We start from the raw sequence: 16,617 nt of genomic DNA, 5'->3' as shown, positions 1-16,617 counted from the left end.
CAGCACTTTTACTGCCTTGCATAGTTTTTTAACATATGGGGAAATTCTAACATATTCGCGCACCGAGCGGGAGGAGTTTGCCCCGTTCTGCTTTGCACGTTAAAAAGATTTTCCGTTTTAAGGATTGAACAATCGAAAATATGGGAATAGAATCTTCAGCAACCTGTTTAATAACTCGGGCTGAACTTTCTTTGCTTCTGCAAGGAAGGTTTTGTGGGAGGTGATTAAATGGGGAAAATCCAGGGAATACCGAAATTGCTCGAATATCTGGAGCAGCGAAGTTGCCCCATGACAGAAGAGCAGATTGAGCAGCTCCTGTCAGAACGAACTATTCCGCATGCCCGGCCTTATGGCGACATGATCCTGTTCGACGAAGACCATATTGAGTGGTGGATCGAAGAGCAGCGGAAAACGGATAAACAATAATGGATTGAATGCAAGAAAACCCCCGGACCATGCGTCTGGGGGTTTTTGAATGATTCTAGCTATCGGTCCAATCCATTGGCATAGGAATTGCTGAGGATCTTGAACAATTGCTCGAATTTATTCAGGATGTCGAGCGCAAGCAACCCGTTGCCTTCGGCGGTTTTCGGATAGCCGAGAGGAATTGTGCGCCGGACAAGCTGCGCATATAACTCCGCTTCTGTCAGCTTGCGGTCGAACTCACGCTCGGAAATGTTGCGGATCAATGCCAAGGCTCCTGACACATGCGGCGTTGCCATCGAAGTGCCGGACAAGCTGGCATATTTCCCCTCCAAGTAGGTCGAGTAAATATTGATGCCTGGCGCTACAAGATCGATTTCGTTATTGGTATTGCTGAACGGGGCGATGCGCCGGTCGAAATCGACAGCGCCGATTTGAATGACTTCTCCGTAAGCTCCCGGATAAGCGAATTCATCGGTATCATGCGCGTCGTCTCCTTCATTGCCGGCTGCACAGATGACCGGTATCCCGGCATCAACGGCCCGTTTCACGGCTTCATACAATTCAGGATGATCTTCAGGGCCGCCGAGCGACATCGAAATGACCGTCGTCTTTTCCCCTTCCGGGCCGCGCCAATCGATGGCGTAATGGATGCCGGCAATGATGCCTTCATAACTGCCGCTGCCTTCTTTGTCGAGCACTTTGACGACGAGCAGATCAGCAAGCGGCGCTACGCCAACTACGCCTTCCTCATCTCTCAGCGAGGCTGCGATGGTCCCGGCGACATGGGTGCCGTGTCCGTTGTAGTCCTCGAATCGTTCAGGGTCGCCGCCGTCATCATGGGTAAAGTTCCGGCCGCCGACTATCCGCGCCTCCAGATCCGGGTGGTCGGTCTGGCAGCCTGTATCCAGTACAGCCACGACATTGCCTTTTCCGTGTTCGGCACTTTCCCACGCTTCAGGAGCCTGGATCATCCGAACGCCTTCGGGGATGCGCGGCGGTGCGGCCGTCACTTGTTCGACGCGATATGGAATCAAATGAATATTTTTCATCGAGAATTCCTCCTTCAGATCGTTTCCTTCATTCTACCTGACGGCTACAGCTGAAATCAAACATTTGTTCGTATTTTATTTGGAAAGTTGTTCTTATTAGTTTCAAGAAAGAGACAGGAATTTCCTGCTTATTGAAGAACACAAGAAAGATGCCAAATCATGAGGAGACGAAAACCAATGACTACATGGCTATTGTACGGAGCGACAGGCTATACAGGAAAATTGATCGTGCAAGAAGCAGCCGAACGCGGATTGCGGCCGGTGTTAGCTGGGCGCAACAAGGAAAAAGTGCAGCCGCTCGCCGAACAGCTCGGCTTGGAATTCCGCATTTTCGAATTGAATAATCGAACAGCTGCCCATTTGGAGGGGATCGATCTCGTCTTGCATTGTGCGGGGCCTTTCGAGAAGACCAGCAAGCCGATGATCCACGCCTGTCTGGAAGCCGGCGCCCATTATCTCGACATCACTGGGGAAATCGGCGTTTTCGAATATACCCATTCTTTACATGAAGAAGCGGAAAAGAAAAATATCGTCTTATGTTCCGGAGTGGGCTTTGACGTCATCCCGACTGACTGCACTGCTTTGAAGCTGAAACAAGCTTTGCCCGATGCCATCGAGCTCGCCCTTGGTTTCGATTCGGATTCCGGCATCTCGCCCGGCACGATGAAGACGATGGTCGAAGGGCTCGGCGGAGGCAATATGATCCGTAAAGACGGACAGCTGGCTGCTGTGGCGATCGGCAAGCATCAGCGGATGATCGATTTCGGGCGCGGCCCGAAATCCGCCATGGCGATTCCTTGGGGTGATGTGGCGACCGCTTATTACACGACCGGAATCCCCAATATCACGGCGTGGATCCCGACACCGAAAGCCGCTGTCAAGGCGGCACGGTTTATGAATGTGGCGAGCCCCTTGCTGTCTTCCGGAAAAGTGAAGCGGCCCTTGATGAAATGGATCGAGCGACGCGTCAAAGGCCCGGACGAGGAAGAACGCGCCGGAAGCGCTGCTTATATTTGGGGACAAGCCAAAAACGCGGACGGCGTCGTCAAGACGTGCCGGATCGATACCGCGAACGTCTATGACCTGACCGTCTACGGCGCCCTTGAAGTGACACAACGCTTATTGTCAGGCGGCTACCCAGGCGGCAGCTGGACCCCCGCCGCATTGTTCGGCCCGGATTTGCTCGAAAGCTTGCCTGGCTCAGGACGTTTTGAAATCGACAGCTTTTATCCAGGAACCGCCAACTAGATCTGTGCAAAACATAAAGGCTGACATAGCGTCAGCCTTTTAATAATTGCATGCGTTTATTGAACAAGGTCGGATAAGACAAGTATCCGAGGAATACGCTCGTTACAGCGGCTGTCGTCAATAACAGGAACATGATGAGCAATTGGAATTGCACCGCCTGGATCGGGTCTGCCCCGGCGATGATCTGCCCGCTCATCATGCCGGGCAGCTGGACGAGCCCGACCGTCTTCTGGCTTTCGATGGTCGGGATCATGCTCGCTTTGATCGAATTGATCAACTGGCGATGAATGGCCTGCTTCGGCGTCCCGCCAAGCGACAAGATCAGTTCCGTCTGGTCCTGGTGGTCTTCGACTTCCGCCGTGAAACGGTTCAGGAACAGGATCGACAGCACCATCGAGTTCCCGATGACCATGCCGCTGATCGGGATGATGTATTGTGCCGTGGCCGGCGTGATATTGAAACCGATCAAAATCCCTTGGGTCAACACTTCCACAAATATTAGCGTGACGGCAATCTTCCAGGTGATACCTTGGATGGCAGCGCCTTTTTTTTGCGCATTGTGGGTGGCCGCAACGATCATCAGCGCAACCATCAGGAAGATGTAAACCAAGCTTTCCGAGTCGAAGACGAATTTCAGGACGTACCCGACAGCGAGCAGCTGGATGATCGACCGGATGGTTGCAACCGTCATATCGCGGCCGAGCCCCAAATTCAATATTTTCGACAATAACAGCGGGATGAGGACGAAAATGAGTGTCAGCGATAAAGCCCAATAACTCATGACACCACCCCTTTCACAAATTCATTGACGCGGTCATTCTGCGGATCTTCAAGCAGCGAACTCTCGCCGGTTTCCACCACTTGGCCGTCCATCATGACCCAGGTGTAATCACCGATGTCGAGCGCCTGCTGGAGATTATGGGTGATCCAAATGATCGTCGTGTTGTATTTCCGGTTGATCTTGCTGATCAACTCTTCGACCTCAAGCTTGGAAGCACGGTCGAGCGAAGAAGTGATCTCGTCCATCAAAAGAATCTCCGGCTTGTTGACGAGCGTTCTCGCGATAGAGACTTTCTGTCGCTGCCCGCCTGACAGCTCTTTCACTTTGCGGTCGAGCAAATCGCCTTTCAAGCCGACATCTTCGAGCAGTTCAAGCGCCTCTTCTTTCGCCAATTGCTGCCCTTGCAATTCCAAGGGCAGATTCAGGTTTTCGTAAACAGTGCCGCTGATCATCGGGGCGCTCTGCAACGCCATCCCGACCATCCGGCGCAATTCCACCGGATCGTATTCACTGATCGCCTTGCCTTTTACGAAAATCTCCCCGTTTTCCGGGGAGATCAGGCCATTACAAAGTTTAAGCAAAGTCGATTTCCCGGCGCCGGAAGGACCTACCAAAGTCGTGATGCGGCCTTGTGGAAATGAACCGGTAATATTCTTTAAGATTTCGATGTCTCCAATGCGGTAGTCCACGTGCTGAAAGTGGATCGCCGGTTTGTACTGGGTGCTCATGCCCACACCTCCTGAATTCTCAAGTTTCTTATTTATAATTATTCTAATGTAGGTATCATAGCACAACTTTACGGTCGGACCAAGTAATTGAGAATAAGTATTTATAATTGAGAATAAATATCAATTGATTCGTTTTTAACCTATTTTTAAACGATAATTGTTATCATTAAGACATTAAATAACGCCCTTCCGCATATTCCGGTTAGAATTTGCGGAAAGGCGTGGCTATGCTTCTCAGGTAACAGGAGTTGTGCCACTCACTCCACTTGATCGCTCTCGCTCAATCCACTTTCCCCGAATGCTTCATCCAGTTCATCAAAGCGCCCGATGCGGTGGATTTTCTTGTCGTCCATCTCAAAATAATTGAAGATATGGGATTCCCCGGACTGCCCCCGTTTTTTGGCGAGCTGTTCGAAAATGACCCGATTGCCTTTGGCGTATTTGTTGACTGTCTCCAATTGCATGCCTGATTCCTTTACCCATTCAGCAAGGGTTTCATGGCCTGCAGCGGATTTTCCGGGACTGATCAATTCGACATTATGGTCCGTGACGGAAAGTACCCCGTCAACATCCTGGGCATTGACATAATCGGTAAAGCGTTCCGCGAGCTTGATCGGTTCAATCATCATCCCCGCTCCCTTCTTCCGGTAATTTTTCGAGTATCACCAGTACCAATGTCGCGATGGGGCCTAACAGAAGCGATGCCAGGAACCACATAAGTCCGCTCCGGTTCTTGCCTTGGGCGATTCCGGCATTGATCAGCGCAAGCGTTCCCCACCCGACTGCGTATTCATTTCCCATATCCATTCCCCCTTTTCTTCCATTTTACTCGAAAAAAAAGAAGCCGGAAAAATTCCGGCTTCTCAGTAATTAGCGTTTTTCAGTTTTTTGAAAGTCTTGACGAACGGGTCAGGGTCTCTTGGCACTTTATAAGTCAAGACACCGCGATGCGTATGCAGGTACAATAGGTTGGCATCATCGGAAAAGGTCTTATAGGAAATATCCCAAACATGCGTCAAATTGAATTCATTTGTCGAAGCAGTCAATTTATCTTCGTACAAGTGGATTTCGTATTCGGTATGGATGATTTTCATCTGGCCGGCTACGATCGAGCGTTCCGTGTCCACATATGTAATGGAAGACAGCAAACTTTTCGGATCCATTCGGTTCGCCTCCCGGCTGTTTTCCTAAAGTCTACTGCACGCACGCGCGTCTCTGCAACTGATACGCAGCCTACATCTCGTCGAAGTATTCGTTTATCAAGTCCCCGCATACCCCGATGGCTGCAGCACTGCCTTCGCCCGCTGCAATGACGAGCTGTGATGGGACAATCAGCGAAGCATCCCCTGCCGCGTAGACGTTCCACACATTCGTGCGCCCGTAATCATCCGTCAAGATTCCGCCATGTTCGGTTTGCTTGCACCCGAGCTCCTTGGCGAAATTGGTCGCATGGCTCCACAAAGGCGTAACGAACCCGGCACTGCGGTCGATCAAGGTCCCATCTTCCAGCCTTACGCTTTTCAGCTTCCCGTCTTCGCCTTCCAAACCGGAAATTACATCTTCATAAACTTTGATGCCTTTGGCGAGCAGCTTCTGCTTTTGCTCTTCTTCCAGGCGTCCTTCCCCGTTCGTGAAGACCGCCAAGTCCCGGCTCCACGTATACACTTCCTTCGCTAGCGTGAATACTTTTTTATCGGCGATGACCGCGAGCGGCTGATCGCGCATTTCCCAACCATCGCAATACGGGCAACTGAACAGCGACGTCCCGTAAAATTTTTCGATATCCGGCACATTCGGCAGCTCTTCTTTTAATCCGGCCGCGATGATGATCTTGATGCTATGGAAAACCTTTCCGCTTTCGGTCGTCAATTCATAATGCGTTTCAGAAATCCTGTCGATGTTGATAACGCGCTCGTTTTCTGTCTTGATGCTTCCGTATTTGCGGATTTCCTCATGCCCGAGCTGTTTGAATTCTTCCGGGCAAATGCCGTCCCTTGTAATGAACCCATGGGCTTCACGGGTCACCAGATTGCGGCCGTTGTCATCATCGAACAATACGGCATTCCTTCTGGACCGGCCAAGGACCAGTGCGGCATTCAAGCCTGCAGGGCCCCCGCCGATTATGGCACACTCGTATAGCATAGCGTTCATCCTTTTCTAGTTCCGATTTTCTCCCCTCTTCCCCCTTCGCGCCTGTGCTAAACAGGGCTGACCATGAAAAAACCGATGGCCCGGGATCTTCTGGGCCATCGGTTCTTCAATGCGGGGTTCGTCCCGCCTGCTTTATTTTTGGATCAATTCACGCAAGGCCTGGACGAAGAATTCGTTTTCTTCCTCAGTGCCGACGGAGACCCTCACGTATTCGGGAAGGCCCCAGCCTTTGCCATACCGGACGATGACGCCTTTTTTCATCAGGTCCTGATAAAGCGTCTCGCCGTTCTCGCCCAGTTTGACCAAGACGAAGTTGGCCATGCTTTTCGTATACGGAAGGCCCAGTTCCTCGAAAGCTCTATAGAGGTACTCGCGCCCTTCGCTATTCGCTTTGCGCGACTGCGTTACGTGTTCATGATCTGTCACAGCCGCTGTCGCTGCGAGCTGCGCGAGCGTATTGACGTTGAACGGCTCTTTCACTTTCAGGATCGATGTAATGATCGAATCCGCCGCAATGCCGAAACCGACGCGTACCCCGGCGATGCCGTAGATTTTCGAGAAAGTCTTCAAGGTCAACAACGGGTAGCCCTGGCGGATGAACTCGCTACCATCCGTGTAATCTTCCGCATCCGCATAATGGCTATACGCAGCATCAAAGACCACCAACGTATCTCCGACAGCGTCCAATAATTTTTGGACATCCTGTTTTTTCATATAGGTGCCAGTCGGGTTGTTCGGGGAGCAGATGTAGATGATTTTCGTCTTATCGGTCACTGCCGCGATCATGGCGTCAACGTCGAAGGCGAAGTCCTGTGCAAACGGCACTTTCACGACTTTTGCGCCCATGATGTGCGCGCCGAAATCGTATTCGCTGAATGATGGGTCCGGCACGACAATTTCATCGCCCTGTTCCAGGAATGCTTCCGAAATGAGCGTGATCAATTCGTCCGCGCCGTTCGTCGGGATGACTTGGTTTTTTTCGACGCCATGCTCTTTGGCAATCGCCATCTTCAAGTCACTTGCATCAGCGTCCGGGTAACGGTTCAAGCCGAGTACGCCTTGTTCGATGGCCGCAACAGCCTTCTTCGACGGGCCGAGCGGATTTTCATTGGACGCCAGTTTAATGACGCGCTCCAGGCCCAGTTCTTCCTGTACTTCCCAAATCGGCTTGCCTGGTGAGTAAGGCTGGATTTGATCCAAGGTCTTGCGTGCTTTGATATTCTCCAAATTCGCCATTATGTACGCCTCCGTCATCTATTTTTAATATGATTGAATGAATATGTACTACCATCGATAATGATACCATTAAAGGAGGATTCCCTGCATATCCACCTTAGTTAAAGCAAAATAATAGTCTCTATTATTACAGAAAAATCCGTTTCCCGAAAGGGGCACGGCCTACAATTTGAAACCCTCACCTAAATGTGGTTTACTTTAACGAGACTGACGAAAGAGGAGTTTTCACATGATTAAAAAAATGACATTCATTTTTGCCCCATTCGCCCTCGCCTTAGTGCTCGGCGCGTGTTCTGATAATGAAGAACCCACCGCAAACGAAGAAGCAACGTCTCCAGAGACTGAGCAAGCCGAAGGAACTGAAGAAGCAGCACCTGCAGAATCGGCGCTCGAACTTCCTGAAGAAGACGCGGTCGTAGCAGTCGTCAACGGTGAAGAAATCCAAGGCAAAGTATATAACAGCGTCGCCCGCCAATTCGAATCGACACTCGCTTCACAAGGACAGGACCCTTCGACTGAAGAGAACCTTCAATTGATCCAAGATGAAGCGATGTCCGTCGTCATCGGCAACGCCGTTCTCTTGCAGGATGCCAAGGAAAAAGGCCACGAAGCGGATGACGCCGTCGTTGAAGAACGCATGGAAGAATTGAAAGCCAACTTCGAGGACGAAGACGCCATGAACGAGGCCCTTGCTGAAACAGGCTTCACCATGGAAGAAATGGAAGAGCAATTGCGCGAACAGCTCGTCTACGAAAGCTATATGGAAGAAGAAATCGATTCACCTGAAGTGACGGATGAAGAAGTCCAGGCAGCTTATGACCAATTCGCCGAAAGCTCGGAAGAAGAAGCCCCGGCTTTTGAAGAAATGGAACCGACCATCCGCCAGTCACTGCAAGAGCAAAAAGACCAGGAAGCTACTTTCGCGCGCGTCGAGGAATTGCGTGAAGCAGCTGAAATCGAAGTAAAACTTTAATTTTTTTAAAAACCCCTACCGCAATCGGTAGGGGTTTTTCGGTCTTATAGCCGTTATCTATTCAGCTAGGCGCTCTTTGCAAAACGCCAAAACCTCTTGTTCTTCTTCTTCATCCAATGCAAAATCGAGCGGCTTCTCGCTGTTGCTTTCGATAAAATGATAATCGGCGATGCGCACATTGCCGTCTTCCACCGCCAGGATCACGCGCAGGTCGAGTCCGCCCGGTCGGTACAGTTCGTCTTCTTCGTCCACTTTAACCGCCATTATATACTCATAGCGTTCGCCTGCCAGGATGCCAGTCGGGTCTTGCAATTTTTCCACTTCGTAATTAATGATTTCCATCATTGCACCTCCATTGCTCTATTTTAACTTTCCTCCCCCCATTTGAATAGCGCCACCTAATGCTTGGGCGTTTAAGCATAACAGATACGGGAAAACATCAAGCAGACATAAAAATTAGGAGTGGATTTCGATGAACGTATTGGTTATCGGAGCAAACGGCCAAGTGGGCCGCAATATTGTAGAAGAACTTACAGAAAAAGGCCATGATGCGGTAGCGATGATCCGCAAGGAAGAGCAACGCGCGGAAATGGAAAAACGCGGGGCGAAGAAAATCGTCCTTGGCGATTTGGAAAAAGACTTCAGCCATGCATTCGACGATGTGGACGCAGTTATTTTCGCGGCAGGCTCTGGCCCGAAAACAGGCGCGGACAAGACTTTGACCATCGATCTATGGGGCTCTGTCAAGGCAGCGGATTACGCGAAGCAAAAAGGCGTCAAACGGTTCGTCCAGCTCGGCTCGGTCGGATCGGATGACCCGGATGCCGGCGGCGAGGAAATGAAGCCCTACTTGGTGGCGAAGCGCACAGCGGACGACCTTCTTAAACAGAGCGGCCTCGATTATACGATTGTCCGCCCCGGCCCCTTATCGAATGAAGACAAAACTGGCCATATCGAAGCTTCTTCAGAAGGCTTCACTTCCTTTGAAGACCGTTCGATTCCGCGTGCAGACGTAGCTCGCACGCTTGCTGAAGTGGTCGACCGTAAAAACACCTACGGAAAAGTCTTCGAGATCCTGCAGGGTGAAGCTGAAATCGCACAGGAACTCGACCGCCTGTAAGCTCTGGGCGGATGGCGTTCATGGCATTTCTATGGTAGACTAGCGTTACGATAATAGAGGACGTGATAACATGATTAATATTCAAGCACCGAAAGCTGACATCACCATCACTCAGCGCAAACAAGAAATCAAAGGCGATGAAGCAGTCATCAAACCGCTATACGGGTTTATCGATTTGCATGAAATCCCGCGCGACAAAGGCGGCATCATCCAGTTCTTCAACCACAGCGGCGAGCTATTGTTTGTCGGCAAGGCCCGCAAACTGCGTCAGCGTGTGAAAAAGCATTTCGAAGACAATGTCTCGCCATTGAAAAACCATCGCGATGAAGTCCATCGCATTGCGGTTTCCATCGTGGAAGACCCGATGGAACGCGAAATTTATGAGACTTACCTGATCAATACAGGAAAAGCGAAATATAACGTGGATAAAGTATTTTTCCGCGACTGAGACAAACGGGCGCTCCCGAGAGAGCGCCCGTTTTTTCTATCTCATTCCCCCCCAAGCTGCATTCAATCAAATCCAAATAAAGGTTTTTCCAGGTTTTATGAGACTCTGAAAAAGGAATAGTACTGTAAAATCATGCTCTTTGGAGGAACTCATTATGTCCACACACGCCAAGCCCGTCCCAGCGGCCGATTGCCGCAGCGAATACGAAACATTGCGCCATGTGCTCCTATGCCCACCGCGCTTTATGGAAATCAAGGATGTCATCAATGATGTGCAGAAACGATATCAAGAAGAGAACATCGACGTAACGGAAGCGTTGCGCCAGCATGGCGCCTTTGTCAAGGCACTCGCTACGGAAGGCGTCGATACGGCCTTCCTGGAAGCCTCCGAAGACTACCCTGAACAAGTGTTCACACGCGACATCGGATTCACGATCGGCGACACCGTCTTCGTCAGTGAAATGGCCGCGAAAGTCCGGCAAGGCGAAGAACAGGTTCTACAGAATTGGCTCGCTGAAAACGGCGTCCGCTTCAAGCATCTGCCTGGACACCGCATCGAAGGCGGCGACGTCCTGGTCGACCAGGAGACGGTGTTCGTCGGCATCAGCAGCCGCACTTCCAAAGAAGCGATTGAGGAATTGCAGCGCCACATGCCGGATTTCCATGTGGTCCCTATCCACCTCAACGAGAAATACCTGCATCTCGATTGCGTCTTCAATATTTTATCGCCGACCGAAGCGCTCATCTTCCCGGAAGCATTGGAACAAACGGCAATCGAAATGCTGAGCGACCGCTACACGCTCATCCCCGTTGAAGCTGACGAACAATTCAAGCTCGGTACGAATGTGCTGTCGATCGGCGGCCGCCGCGTCTTCAGCCAGCCGCAAAACGCCAAGGTCAATAAACAGCTTCGCGAACACGGATTCCGCGTCATAGAAACCGACTTCTCGGAAATCATCAAATCCGGCGGCGCTTTCCGCTGCTGCACGATGCCTGTCGCCAGAGGATGAAACAGAAAAAGCTGCCCCCATCAGCGGGCAGCTTTTATTATGTCCTCATCTGTATTCACGATCGGCTTGCTGCGTATGCAGGCGGCGTTCACGCGCAAGTTCCACAAATCTCGCCATCATATCGGTGCCTTCCGGCGTGCCGATCGATTCCGGATGGAATTGCAGCCCATAGACCGGATACTCTTTATGCTTGATCGCCATGACGGTGCCATCATCCAGCGCTTCCGCCTGCACATCAAAGCACTCCGGCATGGAAGCTTTTTCGATGGCCAAGGAATGGTAGCGCATGACCGGCACGCGCGCTTTCATTCCCGAGAACAAATCCGTGCCGGAATGGGACATTTCAGATACTTTTCCGTGGCGGATGACCGGTGCTTCCGTGACGTTCCCCCCGAATGCTTCCCCGAGCAATTGCTGGCCGAGGCAGATGCCAAGGATCGGCACATCGCGGTGGAGCGCACGGATCAATTCGAGCGACTCGGGCACATCTCTTGGATGGCCTGGGCCTGGGGACAAGATGATCGACCCGGGATTTTTCGCCCGAATTTCCTCCAGGCTCAATTGGCCATAGCGCACGACTTCCACCTTTTCCCCGAGACCTGCGACCGCTTGATAGATATTATAGGTAAATGAATCATAATGATCGATCAAGAGAATCATCCGAACACCTCCATCAACGAACGCGCTTTATGGAGCGTTTCCTCGTATTCGGCTTGCGGCTCGGAATCGAAGACGATGCCCGCTCCCGCTTGGACGTGGACAGCGCCATCTTTGACCACGAATGTCCGGATGGCAAGCGCCACATCGAGGTTGCCGTTGAAGCCGAGGTAACCGACAGCGCCGCCGTAGACGCCGCGCCGCTCTTCCTCAAATTGCTGGATGAGCTGCAAGGCGCGCACTTTCGGGGCACCGGATACCGTGCCAGCCGGCAGGCAGGAGACGAGTGCATCTAGCGGATGCATCGCACCTTCCAATTCACCGGTCACTTCCGAGACGATGTGCATGACGTGCTGGTATTTTTCGATGACCATGTATTTCGGGATGGCGACCGTGCCGACTTTCGCGACGCGGCCGACGTCATTGCGGCTCAGGTCGACAAGCATTTGATGCTCCGCGCGCTCTTTTTCATCCCCCAGCAATTCCTTCTCAAGCGCCAAGTCTTCCGCTTCCGTCTTGCCGCGCTTTCTCGTGCCGGCAATCGGATTGGTGACCATCTCCCCGCCGCGGATCGTCAATAAGCTTTCAGGCGACGCCCCGACGACGGCGTAGTCGCCGAAGTCGATGTAAAACTGATAGGGCGACGGATTTTGCTTGCGGAGTTTTCGATATAACGTGAAAGCATCGCCTTGATAATCCGCAGATAAACGTTGCGACAAGACCAATTGGAACACTTCCCCTTTGCGGATTTCCTCCTTGGCGAGTTTCACTTGTTCGCGGAACCGTTCAGCCGTCGTTTGGGAATGGAAACTTAATGTCTCCGGGCGGTCGGCTGGTTCTTGTTCCATTGCCTGCTCAAGCTGTATCACGATTTCACCTGCACGCCCTTCAAACGAGATCACCGTCACATCATGGCGGACGTGGTCGAACACGACGATCGTTTCGTATAGCTGCAGGTGGATGTCCGGCATATCCAGGCTGTCTTTACGGGCGCTCTCGACCGGCTCATACGCCGCAATGGCATCATAGCCGATATAGCCGATCGCCCCGCCGGTAAACGGCAAGCCATCGATATCCCGGTCGTCTGTCGGCATCAATTCCTTGATCCGTTCGAGCGGGCGACCTGCTTCCACTGTCCGCTCGCCGCTCCGGTAATCAATCACTTCCAATTGATCTTTCAATCCGATGAACGCTTTTGACGGATCTGCCGCGATAAACGAATAGCGGCCGCTCGCGCTCGTTTTCAACGAGCTCTCCAGCAGGCATTTGTATGGCCCTTGCAACCGGTTAAACACCATGATCGGCGTCAAGCTATCTCCTTCTACTTTCTTGATCTGCACATCTCTTCTCATCTCGGCTCAACTCCTCTTTCTTCTGTGCGCCGCCGGTTCAATACAAAAAGCCCCCTGCACGAAATAAGATCATTTCGTACAGAGGACGGATCGACCGCGGTGCCACCTCATCTTGAAGCTCTCAGCTTCCACTTGAACCCCTATAACGCGGGGCAGACGGGCCTTCTTTTCAGATGGCCACTCATAAGTCCATTCACGCATGTGCCACACCGGTTTCCAGCGGTCCCGGCTCTCTGTCAGAAGCTATCCATGCGCTACTTTTCTTAATCAACGATTTAAATGTGGCGCTTTGTTTCCGCAGCCCTATAAGGTTGCCGCGCAATTAAAAGCTTGTGACCATCTTATGGAATTCACGGCCTCCTGTCAACTGAAAGGAAGAAGCCAATTTAGATAATTCTGTATTTTCAAGGAGATTTACGTTATAAATAATAGTAGAAGAATGTTTCTAAAATTGAAGGGGGTATCGGAACATGAAAAACAGACTTTGGCTTGCGACCGGAACGGTAGGAATCGGCCTCATCCTTGGCGCTTGCGCAGGTGAAAGCGGCGGCGATTCTTCTTCTGAAAGCGGCGATGCGACGCAGATCAGCTTCATGCATTGGCGCGGGGAAGACAAAGATGTACTCGATGAAATCATTGCCGATTTCGAAGAAGAGAATCCTGACATCCGCGTAGAACAGAACATCTACCCGTCCGACCAATACCAGGCGACGGCACAGCGCATGCTGCAGGAAGGTTCGACAGGCGATGTCTTCACTTCCTTCCCCGGCGCGCAATTCGAATCCATCCAAAGCGCCGGCTTTTTTGAAGATTTGGGCGGAGAGGAATTCGTCTCGAATTTTGACGAAAACCTGATCTCTGTCGGCCAGAAAGACGGCACCCAATATGCTTTGCCGTATCAATTGGTATTCAATATGCCGGTCTACAACAAAGGCATGTTCGATGAACTCGGCCTCGAAGTGCCGAAAAGCTGGACGGAATTCCAGGAAATGGCCGATACCTTGCTCGAAAACGACATCACGCCGATCGCTTTCCCGGGCGCTGATATCGGGCCGAACCAATTCATGAACAGCATGATGATGAACAATGCGCCGGATGAAGACGTTTTCGAAAAACTCCAGAACGGCGAAGAGTCCTTGACGAATGAATGGTGGGTCAAGACGCTCGAAGACTTTAAACTCCTTGCCGATAAAGGCTATATCCAGGACGATGCACTTGGCACCAACCAGGATTCCGCCATGGCGATGGTAGCGAATGAGGAAGCGGCCATGCTTGCGACCGGTTCTTACCACATGAATTCCCTGCTCGACTTGAACCCGGACCTCGAACTTGATTTGCTGGCGCCGATTACTGTGGAAGAAAGCGAAGCCACTTATGAAGGCATCAATACGGCCACGTTCATGCTTGCCGTCAACAGCAATTCCGATAAGAAAGACCAGGCAAAAGCGTTCATCGACTATTTGAGCCAGCCGGAAGTGGCTTCCAAATACGCCAATGAAACCGGGCAGCATTTGACGGTCAACGGCGTCGAATACGAGTCCGAAGCCTTGCAGAACACTTCGTATTGGATCGACGAGCGCAAGACGCGCTTCCAGCCGCGCTTTTTGATCACCAACGCCCAAATTGAAGATGCGGTCCTCAGCTCAATTGAAAACGTTCTTGGGGGCGAAGATCCAATGGCGGCGGCTGAAGCGGCCCAGCAAATCGTAGAGGAAAACAGGGAATAACAGGTCCATGAGAATCTCCAAATCCATCTACCTGTTCTTTCTTCCGGGGCTTGCCCTTTACAGCTTGTTCTTTCTGTACCCGACCATCAGTGCCCTGTTCTATTCCTTTACCGACTGGGACGGCTTAAGCGCCGCATTCCAGTTCGTCGGCATCGACAATTACACCCGCGCCTTCACCGGGGATTCGATTTTCCAGAAAACGATCGGCAATAACTTGAAGTTCATGCTGACCGTTGTCGTGTTCCAGACGCTCGTTGCGCTCGCTTTCGCGCTGATCGTCATCAAGAATACGAAGACGAACGTATTCCTGCGGGCACTATACTTTTTCCCGACCATTCTTTCGTCGGTATCGGTCGCGTTCATCTGGGCGTTCATCTACGACCCCTCGATGGGCATCCTGAATCAACTCCTCGGCTTGCTCGGATTGGACTTCCTGGCACAGAATTGGCTCGGCAATGCCAATATCGCCATCTATTCGCTTGCCATCACCCAAGTGTGGTTCCATGCCGGCCAGATGTTGATCATCTTTGTCGCCGGGCTCCAAGCCATTCCAGAGGATTTGTACGAAGTGGCGAAAATCGAAGGCGCCAGCAAGTGGCAGACGTTCAAAAGCGTCACTTGGCCGCTTCTTGCGCCTTCCGCCACCATCGTTGTCGCCTATACGACGATCCAGTCGTTCAAAGCCTTCGATTTGGTGTTCGCGATGACCGGCGGCGGGCCGAATAATTCCACTGAAATCATCGCGACCTATATTTACGATGTCGCGTTCAAGAGTTATCAATTCGGTTACGCTTCCGCGATTTCCATCATTTTCATGGTCATCATCGCATTGATCACCTACCTGCAGTTCAAGGCTTTGCGCTCAGACCGCGTATCTTACTAGAAAGGGGGCGGCAACTTTGCTGTTCAGGAAATTCTCACTGCTCATCTATGCGCTGCTGATCCTGATCCCGTTGGTGGTCGTCCTGTTGACGTCCGTCAAAACACTTCAGGAAACCTTCCGCGATCCGCTCGGCTTGCCGGACGGTGGCTTTAAATTCGATAATTATGTCGCCATTTTCCAGGAACAAACGATGGCCGGCTATTTTCTCAACAGCACCATCGTCACCTTGTTCTCGGTTTCATTTACGCTGCTGCTCGCCGCGATGGTGGCATTCGGCATCACGCGCATGAATAATTGGATCGGCAATGTACTGTTCGCCTTGTTCACCCTCGGCATGATGGTACCGGCGCAAGTCATCATGGTTCCGCTGTATTCACTCATGCTGGATTTGGGGCTGACCAACAGCCTTGTCGGGTTGATTCTCGTCAACATCTCCTCGACTTTGCCGATTGCCGTCTTCATCCTCACCGGTTTCATGAAAACTTTACCGAAGGAATTGTTTGAAGCGTCGACGATCGACGGGGCAGGCAACTGGAAAATGTTCACGAAAGTGGCGATTCCATTATCCTTGCCTTCTCTCTCGGCAACAGCGATTTTCCTGTTCGTCATGCACTGGAACGACCTTCTGTACCCGCTCCTGTTCATCACGGACAATGCCTATAAAACCTTGCCGCTCGCGCTGCTCGAGTTCCAAGGGCAATATTCCACCAATTATCCGATGCTGTTCACCGGCGTCATCATCGCCTCAGCGCCCATGGTCATTGCCTACGTTTTCCTGCAGCGCTACTTCGTCGCAGGCATCACGGCCGGCGCGGTCAAAGGATAACAA

Annotated in this window: 20 protein-coding genes and 1 other annotated feature; of the genes, 9 read left to right on the top strand and 11 right to left on the bottom strand. The window is 51.6% G+C overall.

Going from position 1 to position 16,617, the window contains the following annotated elements:
* Positions 1-228 precede the first annotated feature (228 nt).
* A complete protein-coding gene (locus BBI15_RS01630; RefSeq protein WP_068871649.1) occupies positions 229-426 on the top strand; it encodes a hypothetical protein in 198 nt (65 codons plus the stop codon).
* A 59-nt stretch (positions 427-485) separates the two neighbouring features.
* On the opposite strand, the gene BBI15_RS01625 is transcribed toward BBI15_RS01630, so the two are convergent.
* Positions 486-1,475, bottom strand: a complete 990-nt coding sequence (locus BBI15_RS01625; RefSeq protein ID WP_068871647.1) for a S8 family peptidase — start codon at positions 1,473-1,475, stop codon at positions 486-488.
* 177 nt (positions 1,476-1,652) lie between these two features.
* Here BBI15_RS01625 and BBI15_RS01620 point away from each other — a divergent pair, with 177 nt between their 5' ends.
* Positions 1,653-2,723: a saccharopine dehydrogenase family protein gene (locus BBI15_RS01620; RefSeq protein ID WP_084632700.1), complete on the top strand. Its 1,071-nt coding sequence runs from the start codon at positions 1,653-1,655 to the stop codon at positions 2,721-2,723.
* A gap of 31 nt (positions 2,724-2,754) precedes the next feature.
* Here BBI15_RS01620 and BBI15_RS01615 read toward each other — a convergent pair whose 3' ends face one another.
* From BBI15_RS01615 to hisC, 7 genes are all read right to left on the bottom strand, one after another.
* The gene (locus BBI15_RS01615) at positions 2,755-3,504 is read right to left on the bottom strand and encodes an ABC transporter permease (protein ID WP_068871643.1); all 750 of its coding nucleotides are present in this window, start codon (positions 3,502-3,504) and stop codon (positions 2,755-2,757) included.
* Positions 3,501-4,232: an ABC transporter ATP-binding protein gene (locus tag BBI15_RS01610; RefSeq protein WP_068871641.1), complete on the bottom strand. Its 732-nt coding sequence runs from the start codon at positions 4,230-4,232 to the stop codon at positions 3,501-3,503. Before BBI15_RS01610 ends, BBI15_RS01615 begins: the two co-directional genes overlap by 4 nt.
* A 257-nt stretch (positions 4,233-4,489) precedes the next feature.
* Positions 4,490-4,861 carry a nuclear transport factor 2 family protein gene (locus BBI15_RS01605; RefSeq protein ID WP_084632697.1) on the bottom strand — a complete coding sequence of 124 codons (372 nt, stop codon included), beginning with the start codon at positions 4,859-4,861 and terminating at the stop codon, positions 4,490-4,492.
* Positions 4,851-5,033, bottom strand: coding sequence for a hypothetical protein (locus BBI15_RS01600; protein WP_068871639.1), 183 nt, complete (start codon positions 5,031-5,033; stop codon positions 4,851-4,853). The genes BBI15_RS01605 and BBI15_RS01600 overlap by 11 nt, the downstream gene beginning before the upstream one ends.
* Positions 5,034-5,095: 62 nt before the next feature.
* Positions 5,096-5,395, bottom strand: coding sequence for a hypothetical protein (locus BBI15_RS01595; RefSeq protein ID WP_068871637.1), 300 nt, complete (start codon positions 5,393-5,395; stop codon positions 5,096-5,098).
* A 70-nt stretch (positions 5,396-5,465) separates the two neighbouring features.
* Entirely contained in the window at positions 5,466-6,374 is a 909-nt protein-coding gene (locus BBI15_RS01590; protein WP_068871635.1) for an NAD(P)/FAD-dependent oxidoreductase, read from the bottom strand.
* A gap of 141 nt (positions 6,375-6,515) precedes the next feature.
* Entirely contained in the window at positions 6,516-7,619 is a 1,104-nt protein-coding gene (hisC, locus tag BBI15_RS01585; protein WP_068871633.1) for a histidinol-phosphate transaminase, read from the bottom strand.
* A 229-nt stretch (positions 7,620-7,848) separates the two neighbouring features.
* Here hisC and BBI15_RS01580 point away from each other — a divergent pair, with 229 nt between their 5' ends.
* Positions 7,849-8,592 (top strand): SurA N-terminal domain-containing protein, encoded by a 744-nt coding sequence (locus tag BBI15_RS01580; RefSeq protein WP_068871631.1) that lies wholly within the window; start codon positions 7,849-7,851, stop codon positions 8,590-8,592.
* Positions 8,593-8,649: 57 nt separating this feature from the next.
* Here BBI15_RS01580 and BBI15_RS01575 read toward each other — a convergent pair whose 3' ends face one another.
* Positions 8,650-8,937, bottom strand: coding sequence for a DUF6509 family protein (locus tag BBI15_RS01575; RefSeq protein WP_335645696.1), 288 nt, complete (start codon positions 8,935-8,937; stop codon positions 8,650-8,652).
* Between the two features lie 127 nt (positions 8,938-9,064).
* On the opposite strand from BBI15_RS01575, the gene BBI15_RS01570 reads away from it, so the two are divergent.
* The 3 genes from BBI15_RS01570 to BBI15_RS01560 all read left to right on the top strand — a co-directional run bounded on the left by BBI15_RS01570 (position 9,065) and on the right by BBI15_RS01560 (position 11,169).
* Positions 9,065-9,712, top strand: coding sequence for an SDR family oxidoreductase (locus tag BBI15_RS01570; RefSeq protein WP_068871627.1), 648 nt, complete (start codon positions 9,065-9,067; stop codon positions 9,710-9,712).
* 70 nt (positions 9,713-9,782) lie between these two features.
* Positions 9,783-10,160 (top strand): nucleotide excision repair endonuclease, encoded by a 378-nt coding sequence (locus tag BBI15_RS01565; protein WP_068871625.1) that lies wholly within the window; start codon positions 9,783-9,785, stop codon positions 10,158-10,160.
* Positions 10,161-10,314: 154 nt separating this feature from the next.
* Complete coding sequence (locus tag BBI15_RS01560; protein WP_068871623.1) at positions 10,315-11,169, top strand: dimethylarginine dimethylaminohydrolase family protein; 855 nt, start codon at positions 10,315-10,317, stop codon at positions 11,167-11,169.
* A 45-nt stretch (positions 11,170-11,214) separates the two neighbouring features.
* Here the strand turns inward: BBI15_RS01560 and BBI15_RS01555 are convergent, their stop codons facing one another.
* Together BBI15_RS01555 and trpE are read right to left on the bottom strand one after the other, a co-directional pair.
* Complete coding sequence (locus tag BBI15_RS01555; protein WP_068871621.1) at positions 11,215-11,829, bottom strand: anthranilate synthase component II; 615 nt, start codon at positions 11,827-11,829, stop codon at positions 11,215-11,217.
* Positions 11,826-13,178, bottom strand: coding sequence for an anthranilate synthase component I (gene trpE, locus BBI15_RS01550; protein ID WP_068871619.1), 1,353 nt, complete (start codon positions 13,176-13,178; stop codon positions 11,826-11,828). The genes BBI15_RS01555 and trpE overlap by 4 nt, the downstream gene beginning before the upstream one ends.
* Positions 13,179-13,256: 78 nt before the next feature.
* Positions 13,257-13,458 (bottom strand) — a binding site (T-box leader).
* Between the two features lie 190 nt (positions 13,459-13,648).
* On the opposite strand from trpE, the gene BBI15_RS01545 reads away from it, so the two are divergent.
* The 3 genes from BBI15_RS01545 to BBI15_RS01535 are packed head-to-tail and all read left to right on the top strand — an operon-like array spanning position 13,649 to position 16,614.
* Positions 13,649-14,905: an ABC transporter substrate-binding protein gene (locus BBI15_RS01545; protein ID WP_068871617.1), complete on the top strand. Its 1,257-nt coding sequence runs from the start codon at positions 13,649-13,651 to the stop codon at positions 14,903-14,905.
* 7 nt (positions 14,906-14,912) lie between these two features.
* Positions 14,913-15,788, top strand: coding sequence for a carbohydrate ABC transporter permease (locus tag BBI15_RS01540; RefSeq protein ID WP_068871614.1), 876 nt, complete (start codon positions 14,913-14,915; stop codon positions 15,786-15,788).
* A 16-nt stretch (positions 15,789-15,804) separates the two neighbouring features.
* Positions 15,805-16,614, top strand: coding sequence for a carbohydrate ABC transporter permease (locus BBI15_RS01535; RefSeq protein ID WP_068871613.1), 810 nt, complete (start codon positions 15,805-15,807; stop codon positions 16,612-16,614).
* The last annotated feature ends 3 nt before the right edge of the window (positions 16,615-16,617 follow it).

The organism is Planococcus plakortidis, assembly GCF_001687605.2.
Taxonomy (GTDB): domain Bacteria; phylum Bacillota; class Bacilli; order Bacillales_A; family Planococcaceae; genus Planococcus; species Planococcus plakortidis.
The sequence above is the reverse complement of the archived record's forward strand: the minus strand, read 5'-3'. Positions and strand labels throughout refer to the sequence as shown.